The following is a 17,689-nucleotide window of genomic DNA, read 5'->3' on the forward strand; positions in this document are numbered from 1 at the left end:
AGGTGAGGTGCGCGACGGTGATCCGCGAGGCGTACGCCTGCTGGGTGCGTGAGCCCGGCGCGGCGGAGATCCGGCCGGTGTCGTTGCCCGTCCCGGGCCCCGACGAGGTGCTGGTCCGAGCGCGCTACTCGGGGGTCAGCCGGGGCACCGAGACGCTGGTCTTCACCGGCCGGGTGCCCGCCGACCAGCACGCCGCGATGCGCGCGCCCTTCCAGGAGGGCGACTTCCCGGGCCCGGTGAAGTACGGCTACCTCAGCGTCGGGGTGGTCGAGCAGGGCCCACCGGAGCTGCTCGGGCGCACGGTCTTCTGCCTGCACCCGCACCAGAGCGCGTACGTCGTGCCGGCCACCGCGGTGGTGCCGGTGCCCGACGACGTGCCGCCCGCCCGCGCGGTGCTCGCCGGCACGGTGGAGACCGCCGTGAACGCGCTGTGGGACGCGGCGCCGCTGGTCGGCGACCGGGTCAGCGTGGTCGGCGCGGGCATGGTGGGCTGCTGCGTCGCGGCGTTGCTCGCCCGCTTTCCCGGCGTGCGGGTCGAACTGGTCGACACCGACGCCCGCCGCGCCGGGGTGGCGGGCGCGCTCGGCGTGGGATTCGCCCAACCGGCCGACGCGGCCGGCGACCGGGACCTGGTCGTGCACGCCAGCGCCACCGCCGACGGTCTGCAACGCTCGCTGGACCTGCTCGCGCCGGAGGGTACGGTGATCGAGCTGAGCTGGTACGGCGACCGCCCGGTGCAGGTGTCGCTCGGTGGGGCGTTCCACTCGGGGCGGCTGACCGTGCGCAGCAGCCAGGTCGGCATGGTCGCGCCCGTACGGCGGGGGCGGCGCAGCTACACCGACCGGCTGGCGCTCGCCCTGGACCTGCTCGACGATCCGGCCTTCGACGCGCTGATCACCGGCGCGTCCCAGTTCGAGGAGCTGCCCGACGTCCTCGCTCGACTGAGCACGGGTGACCTTGCCGCGCTCTGCCACCTCATCACCTACGACGACGGGGAGTGACCGTGTTCAGCGTGACCGTTCGGGATCACATGATGATCGCCCACAGTTTCCGGGGCGAGGTGTTCGGCCCGGCCCAGCGCCTGCACGGCGCGACCTTCGTGGTGGACGCGACGTTCCGCCGGCCCGACCTGGACGCCGACGGCATCGTGGTCGACATCGGCCTGGCCACCGAGCAGCTGCGCGCCGTGGTCGGCGAGCTGTCCTACCGCAACCTCGACGACGAGCCGGCGTTCGCCGGGGTGAACACCACCACCGAGGTGCTGGCCCGCACCGTCGCCGACCGGCTCGCCGAGCGGGTGCACGCCGGTGAGCTGGGCGACGGGGCGCGCGAGCTGGTCGGCATCACGGTCACCCTGCACGAGTCGCACGTCGCCTGGGCCAGTTACGAGCGGGCGCTGTGATCGTGGCGGGCCGGGCGACGCCGGTCGACCGGCCCGCTACGCCCGGCCGTGCGGTGCATGTCGTCCTACCCGGTGACATCGACGATCCGGCCACGCCCAGCGGCGGCAACTTCTACGACCGGCGAATCTGCGCGGGGCTCGGCGGGCGGGGCTGGTCGGTGCACGAACATTCGCTGCCCGGCGCCTGGCCGCACCCCGACCCGGCCGAGCGGGCGGAGCTGGCCCGCCTGCTGGCCACCACGCCGGATGACGCAGTGGTGCTGCTCGACGGCCTGATCGCCTCGACCGTTCCGGACCTGCTCGCCCCGCACGCCCGGCGGCTGCGCCTGGTCGTCCTGGTGCACCTGCCGCTGGACGACGAGGCCGAGGCCCGCGCGCTGGCCACCGCCCGGGCGGTCGTCACCACCAGCGAGTGGACGCGCCGCCGGCTGCTGGACCGGCACCCGCTGCCGCCCGACCGGGTCCGGGCCGCGCCGCCGGGGGTGACGCCCGCTCCGGCGGCGCCCGGCTCGGTCGCCGGCAGCCGGCTGCTCTGCGTGGCGGCCGTCACCCACCACAAGGGACACGACGTTCTCGTGGACGCGCTGTCCACGCTCGCCGGGCTGTCGTGGACGCTGGTCTGCGCCGGCACGCTCGCCCGGGAGCCGGAGCTGGTGCACCGGCTGCGTGAGCGGCTCGCCGGGGCGGGCGTCGCCGATCGGGTCCGGCTGGCCGGCCCGTTGACCGGCGCCGCGCTGGACGCCGCGTATGCCGCCGCCGACCTGCTGGTGCTGCCGTCGCGGGGCGAGACGTACGGGATGGTCGTCACCGAGGCCCTGGCCCGAGGCGTGCCGGTGCTGGGAACCGAGGTGGGCGGCCTGTCGGAGGCGCTCGGTCGGGCCCCCGGCGGTGACCGATCCGGGCTGCTGGTTCCGCCGGACGACCCGGCCGCGCTGGCCGGCGCGCTGACCCGCTGGCTGGGCGACGACACGCTGCGCGCCCGGCTGCGGCGTGCCGCTCTGGCCCGGCGGGACACCCTGACCGACTGGCCGGTGACCACGGCGCTGCTGGCAGCCGTGCTGGAGGAGGTGGCGGCATGACCGTCGAGGAGACCCTGTCGTTCGCCGACTGGCTGCGGCTGCGCGAGCCCGCCGACGCGGCGGCCCGCGCCGAGGACCTGGTGGACGTGGTCCGTACCCGGCTGGCCGGCGAGGCTCCGACAGTGATCCACGACCTGGGCAGCGGCACCGGCTCGATGAGCCGCTGGCTGGCGGCCCGGCTGCCCGGACCCCAGCACTGGGTGCTGCACGACCGGGACGCCGACCTGCTGGCCCGGGCCGCCGAGGGCATGACCGGGGTCACCGCCGCCGACGGCGCACCGGTCACGGTCAGCACCCGGTGCGGCGACCTCACCCGACTGAGCGCCGCCGACCTGGCCGACGGCGCGCTGGTCACCGCGTCCGCACTGCTGGACATGCTGACCGCCGAGGAGGTCGAGCGGGTCGTCGCCGCCTGCGCCGACGCGGGTCGGCCCACACTGTTCGCGATCTCGGTCACCGGGCGGGTCCGGCTCACCCCGGCCGACCCGTTGGACACGCTGGTCGAGGCCGCGTTCAACGACCACCAGCGGCGTACCGTCGACGGCCGGCGGCTGCTCGGCCCGGACGCCGTCGCCGCCACCGCCGCCGCGTTCGCCCGCCGGGGCGTCCCGGTCCTGGAGCGGCCCAGCCCGTGGCTGCTCGGCCCGGACCAGGCCGACCTGACCGCCGAGTGGTTCCGGGGCTGGCTGGGCGCGGCCTGCGACGAGCGCCCGGAACTGGCCGGCCCGGCCCGGGCGTACGCCCAGCGCCGGCTCACCGACGCGGCCGCCGGGCGGCTCGGCGTGCACGTCGAGCACCGGGATCTCCTGGCCGGCGGATGAACCGCTCGCGCCCTGGATACGTGCACTAGGTCAAGTGGACGATCTTCAGAGAGGACCGGCGCCGATGTTCTGGGCCTGGGCACGAGTGGTCGGCGGGGTGGGTCTGCTCGCCACCCTGCTGTGGCAGGTGGGCGGCGGCCCGTTCCTCGCCGGGGTGCGGCTGATCGACGCGCCGGCGTTGGCCGCGGCGCTGCTCATCGGCGTGCTGACCACGGTCTGTGCGGCCTGGCGGTGGAGCCTGGTCGCTGGCGGCCTGGGCGTGCGGCTGCCCCTGACGACCGCTGTGGCGCACTGCTACCGGGCGGTGTTCCTCAACGCCACCCTGCCCGGCGGTGTGCTCGGCGACGTGCACCGGGCGGTACGGCACGGCCGGGACGCCGGTGACGTCAGCCGGGGCATCCGCGCGGTGGTCTGGGAACGTGCCGCTGGCCAGGTGGTTCTGGTGGCCGTCGCGCTGGTGGTGCTGGCCGCCTTCCCGTCGCCGGTACAGCCGTACCTGCCGGCCGCCGTCGCGTTGCTGGTCGCCGCTGGGCTGGCGGCCGTGCTGCTGGCGCGGGTCCTGCCGCGGGCCGGCCGGTCGCGCTGGGCTCGAGGACTGCGCACCGCCGTGGCGGACGTCCGGGCCGGCCTGCTGGCCCGGCGGACCTGGTTCGGCGTGCTGGTCGCCTCCACCGTGATGGTCGCCGGTCACCTGGCGACCTTCCTGGTGGCGGCGCGTACCGCCGGCTCCGACGCCCCGCTGTCCCGGCTGCTTCCGTTGACCCTGCTCGCGCTGCTGGCCATGGGCCTGCCGCTGAACATCGCCGGATTCGGGCCGCGCGAGGGAGTGGCCGCCTGGGTGTTCGGGGCGGCCGGCCTCACCGCGGCCGAGGGGATCGCCACCGCCACCGTCTACGGTGGGCTGGTGCTGGTGGCCAGCCTGCCGGGTGCCGCCGTGCTGCTCGCCCGGCGTGCTCGGACTCCGGCTCCCGGTCGGGAAGCCGCCTCCGGTAGCGGCTGTTGAGCCGGTTGTGAGACGGTACGCGCCACCGCAGGTGGTGGCGCCGGACAAAGGAGTCCCATGCCCGAAGCATTGCCGGTCGCCACGGTCCGTACGCAGGTCACGGTGCCGCTGACCTTCCCCGACGGCTACGCCACGACCGCCCGGGTGTTCACGTTCAAGGGTCTGGTGGACGGCCGGGAGCACCTCGCCCTCGGCCTCGGCGACTGGGCCGGCGCCCTGGACCGGCTCGCCTCCGACGGCGAGCCGGCACTGGTCCGTCCGCACAGCGAGTGCCTGACCGGTGACGTGTTCGGCAGCCAGCGCTGCGACTGCGGTCCACAGTTGCGCGAGGCGGTGCAGCGGATCGCCGAGAGCGGCGGTTTCCTGCTCTACCTGCGCCAGGAGGGCCGGGGCATCGGCCTGTACGCCAAGCTCGACGCGTACGCCCTGCAGGACGCCGGGCTGGACACGTACGAGGCCAACGTCGCGCTCGGCCGGGGCGAGGACGAGCGGGACTACACCGCCGCCGCGCAGATGCTGGCCACCCTGGGCGTGCCCCGGATCCGGCTGCTCAGCAACAACCCGGACAAGGCCGAGCAGTTGACCCGCCTGGGTGTGGCGGTCGCCGAGCGGGTACCCACCGGCATCTTCCTGTCGCCGGCCAATGCCGACTACCTGGCGGCGAAGGCGGCCAAGGCCGCGGAGACCGAGGCGGAGTCGGCGGACGCGGCGCCGGCTGGGCGTACCCCCGATCGGCCCGTCGCCCCATGAGCTGCCGGCCGGCGCTGGCGCGGCCGTACGTGCTGCTGAGCTGCGCCACCTCGATCGACGGGTACATCGACGACGCCTCCGACCAGCGGCTGCTGCTGTCCAACGCGGACGATCTGGACCGGGTCGACGCGGTCCGGGCCAGCTGCGACGCGATCCTGGTCGGCGCCGGGACCGTCCGCCGCGACGATCCCCGGCTGCTGGTGCGTTCGGCCGGGCGGCGGGCCGAGCGGGTGGCCGGCGGGCGGCCCGCCTCGCCCATCAAGGTCACCCTGACCGCCCGGGGTGATCTCGACCCGACGGCTCGGTTCTTCACCGCGGGCGACGCTACCCGGCTCGTCTACTGCGCCAGCGACGTGCTGGAGAAGACCCGGGAACGGCTCGGCCGGCTGGCCACAGTGGTGGACGCGGGCGAGCCGGTCGACCCCGGATGGCTGCTGGCCGACCTGGCCGCCCGGGGCGTACGGCGGTTGATGGTGGAGGGGGGCGGGACTGTGCACGCCCAGTTCCTCACCGCCGGCCTCGCCGACGAGCTGCACCTGGTGGTCGCCCCGTTCTTCGTCGGCGACGGCCGGGCGCCCCGGTTCGTCGGCGAGGGCCGCTTCCCCTGGCACCCGGGCCGCCGGGCCCGGCTGGCCGAGACCCGCCAGATCGGCGACGTGGTCCTGCTCCGCTACGCCCTCTCCGACCGCTGCGGCGAGACCTGACCTCGACCTCGACGGCGCCGCGACGTGTCCCTGGGTCGGTGGCACCCGGACCGACCTGACGACCTGCGCTCGGACCTGTGGCGGAGTGCGGCAAACGACCGAGTGATCAGCGGGTCGGTGCCGGCTGCGTACCATGCGGGGCTGGGTTCCCCTCGTCGTGGCGGAGGTATCGGGTAGATGGCAGGCCAGCACGAGGGCTTCGCCCTCGGCGTCGACCTCGGCACGTCCAACACGGTCGCGGTACTGCGCTGGCCGGACGGGCGGACCCGTCCGCTGCTGATGGACGGTCAGCCGGTCAGTCCGTCCGCCGTGTACGCCGACCCGGACGGCACGCTGCACGCCGGTTGGGACGCGCGGCGGCTGGCGCAGGCCGATCCGGCCCGGTTCGAGGCGAACCCGAAGCGTCGGGTGGACGAGCCGGGCGTGCTGCTCGGGGACCGCTCGTACCCACCGGCCGAGCTGCTCGCCGCGGTGCTGGCGGCGGTCGCGCGGGCCGCGGTGGGCACTGTCGGCTTCCTGCCCCCGGCCGTGGTCACCTGCCCGGCGGCCTGGGACGCGACCCGCCGTCAGGTGCTCGGCGACGCCCTCATGCGGGCCGGCTGGCCGCAGGCGGCCGAGCACACCCTCGCCGGGCCGACGCCGCCGGGCACCCGGTTGCTGCGCGAGCCGGTGGCGGCCGCCCGCTACTACACCCAGGTGCTGCACCGGCCGGTGCCGGTCGGCGGCGCGATAGCGGTGTTCGACTTCGGCGGCGGGACGCTCGACGTCGCGGTGCTGCGCAACGAGGGCGCCGACCCGTGGGGTGACTCCGGCTTCAGCGTGGTGGCCGACGGTGGCCTGCCGGATCTCGGTGGCCTGGATCTCGACGCCGCGCTGGTGCAGCGGGTCGGCGAGCTGGTCGGCGACCGGCACGCCGCGCAGTGGGCCCGGCTGATCCACCCGACCGACCCGGCGCAGCGCCGCGACCAGGTCCGGCTCTGGGACGAGGTCCGGGGCGCCAAGGAGACGCTGTCCCGCTCGATGGTGGCGCCGGTCGCCGTACCCGGCGTGGCCGAGGCGGTGCGGCTGACCCGGGCGGACGTCGAACGGGTGGCCACGCCGTTGCTGCGCCGCGCGGTCGAGCGGGCCCGGGAGGTGATCGCCGCCGCCGGGCTCAGCCCCGACCAGCTCGCCGGGCTGTTCCTGGTCGGTGGGTCGTCGCGGATCCCGTTGGTGGCGCGGATGCTGCACGCCGAGCTGGGAGTGGCGCCGACGGTGCTGGACCAGCCGGAGCTGCCGGTGGCCGAGGGAGCGCTGACCGACCTGCCACTGCGCCGGCAACTGTCCGCCCCGGCCTACGCCGGACCGCCGCTCGCCCCGCCCGCCCCGGCGGGAGCACCCGCGCCGCCGGCGCCGATCTCACCTGCCGTACCGACTGTCCCCGCCGCAGCCGGTTCGACCGCGCCGACCGTTCCGGCCGCAGCCGGTTCCACAGCGCCGACGGTGCCGTCGCAGCACGGGCCGGTGTCGACCCTGCCTGCCGGGTCGTCCGGGCCGGGGGCGCCGACGCCGGCCGTGCCAGGGCCGGCGAACGTACCGGCCACCCTGGTCAACGGCTCCAACGCCACCCCGCCGCCGACGCCCACCTCCGCCCTGGGGACGCGCTGGCGGCGGGCCCGCTGGGTGGTGCTCGGCGCGGTGCTCGCCCTGGCCGGGGCGGCCACCGCGGGGACGCTCTATTTCCTCCGCGACCGCTACCCGGACCTGGAGTTCCGACCGCTCACTGAGCTGTCCCGGCCACATGCCGGCGCCGAGCGGCCGAGCGGCATGTGGACGGCGGTGCTCGAGGATCGCGCCTACCTCGGGTACCCGCTGCCGGACAAACGGCTGGAGGTGGTCGCCGTCGACACCGGCACCGGCGACGAGCTGTGGCGCAAGCAGACCAATATCACCGCCGACGACTGGACGGGGCTGGTGGCCCTCCCGGGGGCGGTCGCGGTCATCGCCGACGCGCCGGGCGACAGCACCCCGCGCCAGCTGGCCGTCCTCGACGGTCGTTTGGGCGCGCAGCGCTGGAACCGCGCGATCCGTGGCGACGACAGCGTGTACTTCGCCGACGGCGTGGCGGTGCTGGTGGACCGGGCCGGCGGTCGACTGGTCGGCCTGCGCCTGAGCGACGGCCACGAGACGTGGACCAAGCCCAACCCCCGCGACCAGTACGACGGCCGCCGCACCGTCGTCCGACCGGTGGGCACCGATGAGGCCGCCGGCGGGCCGGCCTTTTTCGACGGCACGCCACGGAACCCGTGGGCGAGCAAGGGGCGGCAACTCGTGCAGATCGGTGCGGACCGGTCGGCGCGGTTGCTCGACATGGCCTCCGGCTCGGTGCTGCGCCAGTGGGGCAACGTGGCGGACCTCGACGACCTGGTGGTGGCGCACGAGGACCGGCTCTACGTGGCCGCCAACGACGGCGGGTACCAGCTGCTGGCGTACGACCTGAACTCCGACGCCACGCCGGTGGTGCTCTACCGGGCCGGGAACGACCAGCGCCGGCCGAAGGACCTGGTGGCCTGCGGTGAGCGGCGGGCCTGCCTGCTGGAGGTGCCGAACAGCGAGGCCGAGCGCACCGAGGTGGTGGCGGCGACCGAGGGCAGGAGCCCGGTTCGGTGGGCGGCGCCGGGCGTGACAGGCCTGGTTCCGCTCGGCACCCAGCTGCTCGCCCAGCGGGAGAGCCCGGAATCCACAGTCAGCCTCTTCGACGCCGACGGCAAGCGGGTGCTGCGGGAGCACCGCGGCGTGGCGGTCCGCCTCGACGAGGGCAACCTGCTGCTCTTCGCCAAGGCGCCCAGCACGGTGGCGGACAACCGCGTCCTGGCCGGTGTGTGGGCCGAGTCGGGCGAGGTCGACCCGCTGGGCGAGCTCGAGGACGTCCGCAGCGCGTCCTGCTCATGGAACACCCGGGTGATCGCCTGCGGCGCGGACAAGGACTTCGTCCTGTACAGCTTCGTCGACGACTGAGCCTCGGTGGCCGGCCGGCCTCGGCGGGGTCAGGCCCGGACGATGTTCGTACCGTCGACCCGGACCGGGATCTCGGTGAGCCCGCGCGTGGCGGGGCCGGCGAGGCGGGTGCCGTCGCTGGCCGAGAAGGTGGAGTTGTGCGCGGGGCAGGTGATCACCCCGTCGCGGGGTGCGCCGACCCGCGCGCCCTGGTGCGGGCAGGTCGTGTCGTACGCGGCGAAGGCGCCGGCCTCGGGCTGGACCACCAGCACACCGTTGACGACCGTGCCGCCGCCGACCGGCACGTCGCCGGTTTTGACCAGCACGGTGCCGGGTGCGGCGGCCGCCTGACCGCCGGGGGAGTCAACGGCGCCGCAGGCGCTCAACAGTCCGGCCGCGCCGACCGCACCGGCCCCGCTCAGCAGCGCTCGCCTGCTCAGGCACCAGCGGTCGTCGCGGAGGAACTCCTGCCCGTCGTACACCGTCGTCACCTCTCCGTCGGCGGACCGGACCGCCGTCGTCCGGGCGCGGTCGCCGGTGTCGGCGGTGGCGCACCCGGACCGGTCCGGTGGCTCGCCGGGCCAGCCTGCCCCACCCGGCTGGGCACGCGGTGCGAGCCAGCTGAATGATGGCTGGGCGCACGTCCGCCGACGCCGACGCGCCCGCCGCCGGGACTGCCCGTACGATGCTGCGGTGATTCTTCGGGGTACGGTCCGGGCCGATCGTCCGCTGGTGGTGCTCGCCGTCGAGGAGGAGGCCCGGTACCTCCCGCCGGAACTGCCGGTGCTGCTCACCGGGATGGGCAAGGTGAACGCCGCCAGCGCGGTGGCGGCCGTGCTGGCCGCCGGCCCGCGCCCCGCCCTGCTGCTGAACCTGGGCACGGCGGGGGCGTTGCGCACCGGCTGGACCGGCATCCACGAGGTCGCCACGGTGCTCCAGCACGACCTGGACACCGCCCTGCTGCGCACGCTCACCGGCCAGACGTACGGCGCGCCGCTGCCGCTGGCCGCCGAGGGCGCGGTCCTGGCCACCGGGGACACGTTCGTGGCCGACGACGCCGCGCGGGACCGGTTGGCGCAGCGCGCGGACCTGGTCGACATGGAGGGGTACGCGATCGCGTGGGCCGCCAACCAGGCTGGCGTACCGTGCCGGCTGGTCAAGCAGGTCAGCGACGAGGCGGGGGATGGCGCCGCCCGGACGTGGCGGGAGTCGGTGGACGCCTGCGCCCGAGACCTCGCCGACTGGGCGGGGCGGCACCTCGACTGACTGTCGCGGGTCAGTCGCCGCCTTGCCATGGTCGCAGCCCTGGCGTGGTCTCCCGGAGCAGCCAGGCTACTCGCCGCCACGGCACGACCGCGGACACCAGCAGGGTGAACAGGACGCGGCCGAGCACGAACAGCGTCGGGCCGGCGTCCTCCGAGGATTATCGGCGGCACCGGCGCGGCCCGTCCCCGGATCGACGATTCCGCCGACCCTGGCCACCAGCGCGACCGGGCCGTCCGCCCGGCACCTCGCCGGACGGTCGCGGGTCAGGCGTCGGTTCGCCGCCACTCCAGCCCCGGCTTGGTCTCCCGGCCGGCGCCGGGGGTCAGGATGTGACCGGCCAGCCCGACCGCCACGACCACTGTGACCAGCAGCGGCGGCCAGCCGCCGGCCCACGGCAGCACCAGCAGCGCCGGAAGCTGCCAGGCCAACCGCCGCCACGGCACGTTGTTGGTCACCAACCAGGTGAACAGGATGCGCCCGAGCACGAACAGCAGCGGACCGCCGACGATCAGCATGAGCCACCGCACCGGCGTCTCTCCGGTCGGCTGGGCGGCGACCAGGTCGAACGACGCCGCTGTGCCGACCACGCCGGCCAGCATCACCAGATGGGTGTACGGAGCCAGCCGGGACGCCTGCCTCGCCTCGGCCCCGGCCAACAGGAACTGGCCGGCCCGGAAGACGTAGATCTGCCAGAGCAGCAGCATGATGGTGAAGGCGCAGAGGAGGGCGGTGAGCCGGAAGAGGTCGAACTGTGTCCGGCTGACCTCCAGGGTGGGCACCAGGATGATGTCGCCGAGGGCCAGGATGATGAACTGCTGGTACCGCTCGGCCAGGTGCCCGGTGGTCCGGTCGTACTGCTCGATGGGCACCTGACCCAGCCAGGGCGTCGGGTACCGGACCGCCGCGGAGATCAGGTCGATCGCAATCGCCACGGCCCAGAGTGTCCAGTCCGGCGCGCCGGTCACCGCCCCGGTGATCCAGAAGACGCCGGAGACCACGAACCAGAACAGGAACCGCGTGGCCCGTCTCTTGGCCGCCTGGTGCCGCTGCCTGTGCAACGAGGTGATCAGGACGACGCCGCGCACCACGTGTGTGGTGACGTACGCGATCGCGAAGACCATCGCGTGCCCGGCCGAGAGCATCGGCAGGGCCGCCGCCATCCCCACCGACCCCACCATGGCGACCATCAGGATGACCTGGATCGGGCGCTGATCCGGGTCGTAGAACTCGGTAGTGGTCGAGGTGACCGACCAGGTCCACCAGATGGCCGTCAGCGTCAGCAGCACCGCCGCGGCGCCGGTCCAGGATTCACGTTCGGCGATCAGCTTCGAGACCAGGGCGAGGGCGGCCACGAAAACCACGTCGAAGAGCAGCTCCAGCAGGGTGGCCCGGGCCGATCCGTCCGTGCGGCGTACCAGCGCCGCAGTGCCTCCGGTGGTCATGCCCGGCCTCCCGCCGCGTCCTTCGAGGATTATCGGCGGCGCCGGCGTGGCCCGTCCCCGGATCGACGATTCCCGCCGACCCCTGGTCATCCGCGCGACCGGGCGTGGTTGCCATGGCGACAGCCGCCGGGCGATGCTTGACAGCATCCACATATCTCGATCTCTTCGGAGGTTCGGATGCGCCGCAGCCCGCTCGTCGCCCTCGTCCTGACCGCACTCCTGCTCGTCGCGCCCGGCGCGGCGCAGGCCGCCGTCCCCGACCGGGCCGCCGCCGCGCCCGCCGCCGAGCCGGTGGCCGCGCTGGCCGGCGTACGTACACCCGGCACCGCCTGGGGCCTCGATCCCGCCACCGGCCGGATGACCATCACCGTCGACGACACCGTGGCTCCCGCCCAGGTGGCGGCGCTGGGGGCGGTGGCCGACCGGGCCGGCGCGCTGCTGCGCCGGGAACCCGGAACGCTGCGCACCCTGATCGCCGCCGGACAGGGCATCTACGGCGGTGGCAGCCGGTGCTCGCTCGGCGCGAACGTGCGCAGCGGCAGCACCTACTACGTGATCACCGCCGGGCACTGCACCACCGTCTCCAGCGCCTGGTACGCCGACAGCGCGCAGACCACCGTGCTCGGCACCCGTGCCGCCACCAGCTTTCCCAGCAACGACTACGGCCTGATCCGCTACACCGGCCGGATCGCCCATCCCAGCGCGGTCTACACCTACCCCGGACTGCTGACGATCTACGGCGCCGGCAGCGTGTACGTCGGTCAGGCGGTGTGCCGCAGCGGCGCCACCACCGGGGTGCGGTGCGGCACCGTCACCGGCCTCAACCAGACCGTCAACTACGCCGGCGGCAACGTGGTCTCCGGCCTGATCCGCACAAACATCTGCGCGGAGCCGGGGGACAGCGGCGGGCCGCTCTACGTGGCCGCCACCGGCACCATCATCGGCATCCTCTCCGGTGGCAGCGGCAACTGCACCTCCGGCGGCACCACCTACTACCAGCCGATCGGGGAGGTGCTGGCCGCGTACGGGCTGACGCTGCCCTGACCCTCGTCGGGACGGGTTGCTCGTCCCGCGCGACGCGCCTAGGCTCGGCGCACCCCGAACCCTCGCCCGGAGGACGTGTGCCGACCCCCGACGCCCGACCCGACCCCGCGACCACCCCGGCCGGTTCCCCGTCGATCGAGGTCGCCACGGTGGGGGAGACAATGGTGGTGCTCTGCCCCGCGCCGGGCGAACCGCTGGAGCACGCCGAGCGTGTCGCCGTCTCGGTCGGCGGCGCGGAGTCCAACGTGGCCGGCTACCTCGCCCGGCTCGGGCACCGGGCGGCCTGGGTCAGCCGGGTCGGCGACGATCCGTTCGGCCGGGCCGTCGTCCGACACGTCGCCGCCGCCGGCGTCCGGGTGGATCTGGTGACCGTGGATCCCGCGGCCCCCACCGGGCTGTACGTCAAGGACCCGGGTCCGGCGGCGACCGAGGTGCACTACTACCGGGCCGGCTCGGCCGCCTCCCGAATGGACCCCGGCACCTTGGCAGACCAGCGGCTGGCCGGCGCCCGGGTGCTGCACCTGTCCGGGATCACCCCCGCGCTCTCCGCCCCCTGTCGAGCACTGGCCGAGCACGCGGTGACCGACCGGCCGCTGCCGGGGGCGCTGGTCAGCTTCGACGTCAATCACCGGGCCCGGCTCTGGCCGGCCGACCGGGCCGCGCCGGTTCTGCGCGACCTGGCCGACCGCAGTGACCTGGTCTTTGTCGGTCAGGACGAGGCGGACGCCCTGTGGGGCACCGCCGACCCGATGGCGGTGCGCCGGCTGCTGCCGAGGCCGGAGACGGTGGTGGTCAAGGACGGCGCGGTGGGGGCCACCGCCCTGGGCCGCGACGCCGAGTCGGTCTTCGTCCCGGCGCCCCGGGTGGCGGTGGTGGAGCCGGTCGGCGCCGGAGACGCGTTCGCCGCCGGCTACCTCGCCGGGCTGCTGCGCGGCCTCGACACCGTACGCCGGCTGCGTCTCGGGCACCTGGTCGCGGCCCAGGCGCTGGGCAGCAGCGGCGACAACGCCCCGGTGCCACCGTGGGCGTGGTTCGACCAGCTGCTCGACGCCCCCGTCGAGGCCTGGTCGCCGCTGGACCTGCTCTCCCGCGATCTCGGATGGAATGGATCATGATTACCACTGATTTCGACGATGTGTTCGGCACGGCCCGGGTGATGGCGATCCTGCGCGGCCTGCCGGTGGCGGAGACCGTGCGGCTCGCCGGCCGCGCCTGGGACCTCGGCATCGACGTGGTGGAGGTGCCGGTGGCGACCGCCGACGCGGTGCCGGCGCTGCGCGCGGCCGTCGAGGCGGGCGCCGAGCGCGGCCGGATCGTCGGCGCCGGCACCGTGCTCGACGTGGAGCAGGTCGCGGCGGCGGCCGACGCCGGGGCCGCGTTCACCGTCGCGCCCGGCCTGGATCTCGCGGTCGCCGACGCCGCTGCCGCGCGTGGCCTGCCGCACCTGCCGGGCGTGGCCACGCCGACCGAGGCGCAGCAGGCGTTGCGACACGGCCTCACCTGGCTCAAGGCGTTCCCCGCCATCTCCCTCGGGCCGGCCTGGTTCCGGGCGGTCGCCGGCCCGCTGCCGCAGCTGCGGTTCGTTGCCACCGGCGGCCTCGATGCGGGCAACGCCGGTGCGTTCCTCGACGCCGGCGTGCGGGTGGTGGCGGTCGGCTCGGCGCTGGCCGACCCCGACCAGCTGGATCGGCTGTCCGAGCTGGTCACCCGCGCGGTGCCCGCCCGCTGATCCGGGTCGCCGCACGGCGTCAGGTGGTGGCCGCCGGCCGGTCGAGGAAGAGCAGCCGGGCGCGCTTCTCCGGCAGGTCGATCAGCGGGCCGGGTCGGAAACCGGTGCGCACGAACCGGTCGATGCCCTTGTCGTTGCGGGCGTCCGGCTCCATGACGACCCGCAGCCGGCCCGGGTCCGCGAGGACGAAATCCAGAATCGCGCCGAACAGGGTGCCCGTGAAGCCGCGCTCGACCGCCACCGGTGGCCCGATCAGCAGGTGCACGCCGACGTCACCGGGTCGCACGTTGTAGCGCTCGCCGACCGGGTCGGCCTCGGGCTGGTAGGTCTGCGCCAACGCCACCGGCACGCCGTCGCGGTGCACCAGGTACGCGTGGTGGGTGGCCAGCGAGTCCAGGTACGCGTAGATCTCGTGCACCCGCTCACGGCTCGCGTCGCGCATGCCCCAGAACCGGGCCCGCTCCTGGGTGACCCAGGCGTGCAGCAGGTCGACGTCCTGGTCGGGCCGCACCGGCCGGATGGTCACCACGCCGAAACCGGGAATGTTCCGCCGGTAGTGGTGCGGGCCGGTGGTCGTCGCGTCAGTGCTCATCTCGCTCCTCGGTGAGCTGCTCCCAGTCCGTGGTCACCGGCAACAGCTCCCCGGCCAGCCAGGCTGGGCTCTGGTCGACGTGGTGGGGGTCGCCAGGCACCCCGCAGGCGCCCAGCGGGACCACCCAGCGGCTGTCCTCCCGCCGGGCCAGGTCCCAGACGAAACGCGCGGCCGGACCCCGGAAGCACCGGTGGGTCACCCCGGGCACGCTGGAGGTCGCCAGCACGCAGTCGTGGTCGCCGGCCAGGCGGGGGCCGGGGCCGCCGTCCGGGTCGGGCAGCGCCCGCCACGGCGCCAGCCGGTGCAGGTCCCCCCAACACACCTGCCCGTCCGCGGCGCCGGCGACCTCCTCGGTCGCCGCGCGGACCAGTGCCGCCACGTCCAGGCCGGCCACCCGGGCCTTGCCGAGCAGGTGCTCCAGCGCGTAGCCGACCCGCGGCGTCAGCGCCAACCAGGGCGCGAACACCTCCGGGTACGCCGGCGGCTCGGCCAGCGCGGCCAGGGCCGGGTGGGCGGCGAGCCGGCGTACGACGGCCTCCCGCAGGATGGCGAAGTCCGCGGCGTCGGTGCTGTCGGCGGCCATCCGCCGGTCCCAGCCCAGCAGCCGTTCACGCAGAGCGTCGGCGTCCGGACCGAGCCCGGTCATCCCGGCCAGGAGCGCCAGCAGCGGGCCGGCCGACGCCAGGTACGTGTCGGTGTGCACGGCGGCCAGCCGCTCGGCCGTCCAGTCGCGGCCGGCGTCGAGCAGCTCGGCGATCCGGTGGGCCCGGTGCGGCGGGGCGAACTCGACCCCCAGCGGTGCGGCCAACCCCCGCTCGTTGGCCATCACCGCGCGGCCAGCCACCTCGGCCCGGGGCAGCGGCGCGTACCAGCCACGCCAGGCGTACTCGGCCCGCCAGGCCGGGACCACCCCCCTGCCGTTCTCCGGATCCCGTACCGGCACCGCGCCGGCGACCCGGTGCAGCAGCCCGCCGGCGGTGTCCGCGGCCTGCACCACGTTGACCGGCTCCACCCAGTGCCGCAGCGCCCGGTCCACGTCCGCCACGCTCCGGGCGCGCAGCAGCTCCGGCAACGCCGCGAAGCCGAGTTCGGCGCGGACCCGGGGTGGGTAGCGCAGGCTGATGGCGATGAACTCTTCCGGCCCGCCGGCGATCACCGGGCCCCGCTCGGTCTCCACCACCTCGACCTCGACCGGGTCCACCCCGGCCACCTCGATCGTCTCGACGTGGGTGTGTGCCGGACGCCAGCCGTCCGGGCCGAACGCCTCGACCACCGGGCCCCGCCGGCGCAGCCGCTCGGCGTACAGGTCCTGGTAGTCGGCCATCGCGTTGGTGATCGCCCAGGCCACCGCGCCGGTGTGCGCGAAGTGCCCGATGCCCGGCACGCCCGGCATCGCCAGCCCGACCACGTCGTACTCCGGGCAGGCCAACCGGATCTGCTGGTAGACGCCGGGATCCTCGATGAACCGGTGCGGGTCGCCGGCGAGCAGCGCGGCCCCGGTGCCGGTCCGTTCGGCCGCGAGCAGCCATCCGTTGCTGCCGGCGACCGCCGGCCCGTCGGTGGCGAACAGGTCCCGCGCGTCCGGGCCGAGCCGGCGCGCCACGTGCTCGCGCCAGAGCTTGCTGGGGAACCCCGCGAAGAGGATGTGGTGACCCAGCCAGATCGCCAGCGGTGTCCACGGCTGCCACCGGCCCGGACTCAGCCCGGCGGCGGAGAACTCGGGTGCCCGGGCCGCCCCGGCGGCGAGGCCGGCGTTCACCCCGGCCACGTACGCGCCCACCCAGGCGGCGGTCGCCGGGTCGAGCGCGGCGTGGCAGCGACGGGCGGTGTCGTCGAGCCGGACCTGCCGGGCGAACCGGTCCCAGCCGAGCGCGTCAGCGCCCAGGAAGGAGGCGCTGGTCCCCTGCGCCCGGTGCCGTTCCACCTCGATCTGCCAGGCCCGGTCGTACGCGGTCACCCGGCCCTGCGCCGTCGCCAGGGCGAGCGGGTCGTCGGCCCGCAGGTGCGGCACACCCCACCGGTCGCGGAACCGCTCCGCGCTCACGCCGGCTCCGGGGCGGGCACGGTGGCCCGGCGCCGGGCGGCGGGGATGACCAGCGGGGTGCCGGTCTCCGGGTCGTCGATCACCCGGCAGGGCAGCCCGAACACCTCGGCCACCAGGTCCGCGGTGACCACCGAGGCCGGCTCGCCGGCGGCCACCACCCGCCCGTCGCGCATGGCGATGAGGTGGGTGGCGTAGCGGGCGGCGTGGTTGAGGTCGTGCAGCACCGCGACCAGCGTGCGCCCCTGCTCCTCGTGCAGCCGGGCACAGAGGTCCAGGATCTCGATCTGGTGGGCGATGTCGAGGTAGGTGGTCGGCTCGTCGAGCAGCAGCAGCGGGGTCTGCTGGGCCAGCGCCATGGCGATCCAGACCCGTTGCCGCTGCCCGCCGGAGAGCTCGTCCACCGGCCGGTCGGCGAGGTCGGCGACCCCGGTGGCGGCCATCGACTCCTCGACGACCCGCCCGTCCTCCCGGGACCACTGCCGCAGCAGCCCCTGGTGCGGGTACCGGCCCCGGGCCACCAGTTCGGCGACGCTGATGCCGTCCGGCGCGATCGACGTCTGCGGCAGCAGGCCGAGCGTGCGGGCCACCTTCCGGGCGGGCATGTCGTGGATGTCCCGCCCGTCCAGCAGCACCGCGCCGGTGGTCGGACGCAGCATCCGGGACAGGGCACGCAGCAGGGTCGTCTTGCCGCAGGCGTTCGGGCCGATGATCACCGTGAAGGACCGGTCGGGCACCGCCACTGTCAGGTCCTCGGCGATGGTGCGCCGATCGTAGGCGAGGGTCAGCGCGGTGCCGCCGAGCCGTGAACTGCCGGGGTGCATGGGTGCTCCTTCGAAG

At 75.2% G+C, this 17,689-nt stretch carries 17 protein-coding genes; 12 read left to right on the top strand and 5 right to left on the bottom strand.

Annotation, left to right across the window (positions count from 1 at the left end; genetic code table 11):
• The first annotated feature begins 17 nt into the window (after positions 1–17).
• The 8 genes from GA0070607_RS26640 to GA0070607_RS33890 all read left to right on the top strand — a co-directional run bounded on the left by GA0070607_RS26640 (position 18) and on the right by GA0070607_RS33890 (position 8,756).
• Positions 18–1,001 carry a zinc-dependent alcohol dehydrogenase gene (locus GA0070607_RS26640; protein WP_089020643.1) on the top strand — a complete coding sequence of 328 codons (984 nt, stop codon included), beginning with the start codon at positions 18–20 and terminating at the stop codon, positions 999–1,001.
• 2 nt (positions 1,002–1,003) lie between these two features.
• Positions 1,004–1,402: a 6-pyruvoyl trahydropterin synthase family protein gene (locus tag GA0070607_RS26645; protein ID WP_089022120.1), complete on the top strand. Its 399-nt coding sequence runs from the start codon at positions 1,004–1,006 to the stop codon at positions 1,400–1,402.
• A 2-nt stretch (positions 1,403–1,404) separates the two neighbouring features.
• On the top strand, positions 1,405–2,481 hold the full coding sequence (locus tag GA0070607_RS26650; RefSeq protein WP_089022121.1) for a glycosyltransferase family 4 protein: 1,077 nt from the start codon (positions 1,405–1,407) through the stop codon (positions 2,479–2,481).
• The gene (locus GA0070607_RS26655) at positions 2,478–3,302 is read left to right on the top strand and encodes a class I SAM-dependent methyltransferase (RefSeq protein ID WP_089020644.1); all 825 of its coding nucleotides are present in this window, start codon (positions 2,478–2,480) and stop codon (positions 3,300–3,302) included. Before GA0070607_RS26650 ends, GA0070607_RS26655 begins: the two co-directional genes overlap by 4 nt.
• Before the next feature lie 64 nt (positions 3,303–3,366).
• Positions 3,367–4,305 (top strand): lysylphosphatidylglycerol synthase transmembrane domain-containing protein, encoded by a 939-nt coding sequence (locus tag GA0070607_RS26660; RefSeq protein WP_089020645.1) that lies wholly within the window; start codon positions 3,367–3,369, stop codon positions 4,303–4,305.
• A gap of 57 nt (positions 4,306–4,362) precedes the next feature.
• Positions 4,363–5,055: a GTP cyclohydrolase II gene (locus tag GA0070607_RS26665; protein WP_089020646.1), complete on the top strand. Its 693-nt coding sequence runs from the start codon at positions 4,363–4,365 to the stop codon at positions 5,053–5,055.
• On the top strand, positions 5,052–5,759 hold the full coding sequence (locus tag GA0070607_RS26670) for a RibD family protein (protein ID WP_089020647.1): 708 nt from the start codon (positions 5,052–5,054) through the stop codon (positions 5,757–5,759). The genes GA0070607_RS26665 and GA0070607_RS26670 overlap by 4 nt, the downstream gene beginning before the upstream one ends.
• 177 nt (positions 5,760–5,936) lie before the next feature.
• Positions 5,937–8,756, top strand: a complete 2,820-nt coding sequence (locus tag GA0070607_RS33890; RefSeq protein ID WP_089020648.1) for an Hsp70 family protein — start codon at positions 5,937–5,939, stop codon at positions 8,754–8,756.
• A 29-nt stretch (positions 8,757–8,785) separates the two neighbouring features.
• Here GA0070607_RS33890 and GA0070607_RS26680 read toward each other — a convergent pair whose 3' ends face one another.
• The gene (locus GA0070607_RS26680) at positions 8,786–9,226 is read right to left on the bottom strand and encodes a Rieske (2Fe-2S) protein (protein ID WP_197701174.1); all 441 of its coding nucleotides are present in this window, start codon (positions 9,224–9,226) and stop codon (positions 8,786–8,788) included.
• 202 nt (positions 9,227–9,428) lie between these two features.
• On the opposite strand from GA0070607_RS26680, the gene GA0070607_RS26685 reads away from it, so the two are divergent.
• Entirely contained in the window at positions 9,429–10,001 is a 573-nt protein-coding gene (locus GA0070607_RS26685) for a nucleosidase (protein ID WP_089020649.1), read from the top strand.
• Between the two features lie 263 nt (positions 10,002–10,264).
• On the opposite strand, the gene GA0070607_RS26690 is transcribed toward GA0070607_RS26685, so the two are convergent.
• Positions 10,265–11,443 (bottom strand): low temperature requirement protein A, encoded by a 1,179-nt coding sequence (locus GA0070607_RS26690; protein ID WP_157743275.1) that lies wholly within the window; start codon positions 11,441–11,443, stop codon positions 10,265–10,267.
• Positions 11,444–11,620: 177 nt separating this feature from the next.
• Between GA0070607_RS26690 and GA0070607_RS26695 the strand changes: the two genes are divergently transcribed.
• From GA0070607_RS26695 to GA0070607_RS26705, 3 genes are all read left to right on the top strand, one after another.
• On the top strand, positions 11,621–12,487 hold the full coding sequence (locus GA0070607_RS26695) for a S1 family peptidase (RefSeq protein WP_089020651.1): 867 nt from the start codon (positions 11,621–11,623) through the stop codon (positions 12,485–12,487).
• A gap of 77 nt (positions 12,488–12,564) precedes the next feature.
• Positions 12,565–13,602 (top strand): sugar kinase, encoded by a 1,038-nt coding sequence (locus tag GA0070607_RS26700; protein WP_089020652.1) that lies wholly within the window; start codon positions 12,565–12,567, stop codon positions 13,600–13,602.
• Positions 13,599–14,216 carry a bifunctional 4-hydroxy-2-oxoglutarate aldolase/2-dehydro-3-deoxy-phosphogluconate aldolase gene (locus GA0070607_RS26705; protein ID WP_089020653.1) on the top strand — a complete coding sequence of 206 codons (618 nt, stop codon included), beginning with the start codon at positions 13,599–13,601 and terminating at the stop codon, positions 14,214–14,216. The genes GA0070607_RS26700 and GA0070607_RS26705 overlap by 4 nt, the downstream gene beginning before the upstream one ends.
• A gap of 19 nt (positions 14,217–14,235) precedes the next feature.
• Here GA0070607_RS26705 and GA0070607_RS26710 read toward each other — a convergent pair whose 3' ends face one another.
• From GA0070607_RS26710 to GA0070607_RS26720, 3 genes are read right to left on the bottom strand one after another with little or no spacing between them, the layout of a single operon-like run.
• Positions 14,236–14,808 carry a GNAT family N-acetyltransferase gene (locus GA0070607_RS26710; RefSeq protein WP_089020654.1) on the bottom strand — a complete coding sequence of 191 codons (573 nt, stop codon included), beginning with the start codon at positions 14,806–14,808 and terminating at the stop codon, positions 14,236–14,238.
• Complete coding sequence (locus GA0070607_RS26715) at positions 14,798–16,852, bottom strand: penicillin acylase family protein (RefSeq protein WP_089020655.1); 2,055 nt, start codon at positions 16,850–16,852, stop codon at positions 14,798–14,800. Before GA0070607_RS26715 ends, GA0070607_RS26710 begins: the two co-directional genes overlap by 11 nt.
• A complete protein-coding gene (locus GA0070607_RS26720) occupies positions 16,849–17,673 on the bottom strand; it encodes an ABC transporter ATP-binding protein (RefSeq protein ID WP_089020656.1) in 825 nt (274 codons plus the stop codon). The genes GA0070607_RS26715 and GA0070607_RS26720 overlap by 4 nt, the downstream gene beginning before the upstream one ends.
• Positions 17,674–17,689: the final 16 nt, after the last annotated feature.

Source organism: Micromonospora coriariae (assembly GCF_900091455.1).
Classification (GTDB): Bacteria; Actinomycetota; Actinomycetes; order Mycobacteriales; family Micromonosporaceae; genus Micromonospora; species Micromonospora coriariae.

What these genes read in the sequence shown, in the direction of transcription:
- GA0070607_RS26720 (WP_089020656.1), bottom strand. Translation starts at nt 17,673, where the DNA reads ATGCACCCCGGCAGTTCACGGCTCGGCGGCACCGCGCTGACCCTCGCC.
- GA0070607_RS33890 (WP_089020648.1), top strand. Translation starts at nt 5,937, where the DNA reads ATGGCAGGCCAGCACGAGGGCTTCGCCCTCGGCGTCGACCTCGGCACG.
- GA0070607_RS26710 (WP_089020654.1), bottom strand. Translation starts at nt 14,808, where the DNA reads ATGAGCACTGACGCGACGACCACCGGCCCGCACCACTACCGGCGGAAC.
- GA0070607_RS26690 (WP_157743275.1), bottom strand. Translation starts at nt 11,443, where the DNA reads ATGACCACCGGAGGCACTGCGGCGCTGGTACGCCGCACGGACGGATCG.
- GA0070607_RS26695 (WP_089020651.1), top strand. Translation starts at nt 11,621, where the DNA reads ATGCGCCGCAGCCCGCTCGTCGCCCTCGTCCTGACCGCACTCCTGCTC.
- GA0070607_RS26670 (WP_089020647.1), top strand. Translation starts at nt 5,052, where the DNA reads ATGAGCTGCCGGCCGGCGCTGGCGCGGCCGTACGTGCTGCTGAGCTGC.
- GA0070607_RS26665 (WP_089020646.1), top strand. Translation starts at nt 4,363, where the DNA reads ATGCCCGAAGCATTGCCGGTCGCCACGGTCCGTACGCAGGTCACGGTG.
- GA0070607_RS26655 (WP_089020644.1), top strand. Translation starts at nt 2,478, where the DNA reads ATGACCGTCGAGGAGACCCTGTCGTTCGCCGACTGGCTGCGGCTGCGC.
- GA0070607_RS26660 (WP_089020645.1), top strand. Translation starts at nt 3,367, where the DNA reads ATGTTCTGGGCCTGGGCACGAGTGGTCGGCGGGGTGGGTCTGCTCGCC.
- GA0070607_RS26705 (WP_089020653.1), top strand. Translation starts at nt 13,599, where the DNA reads ATGATTACCACTGATTTCGACGATGTGTTCGGCACGGCCCGGGTGATG.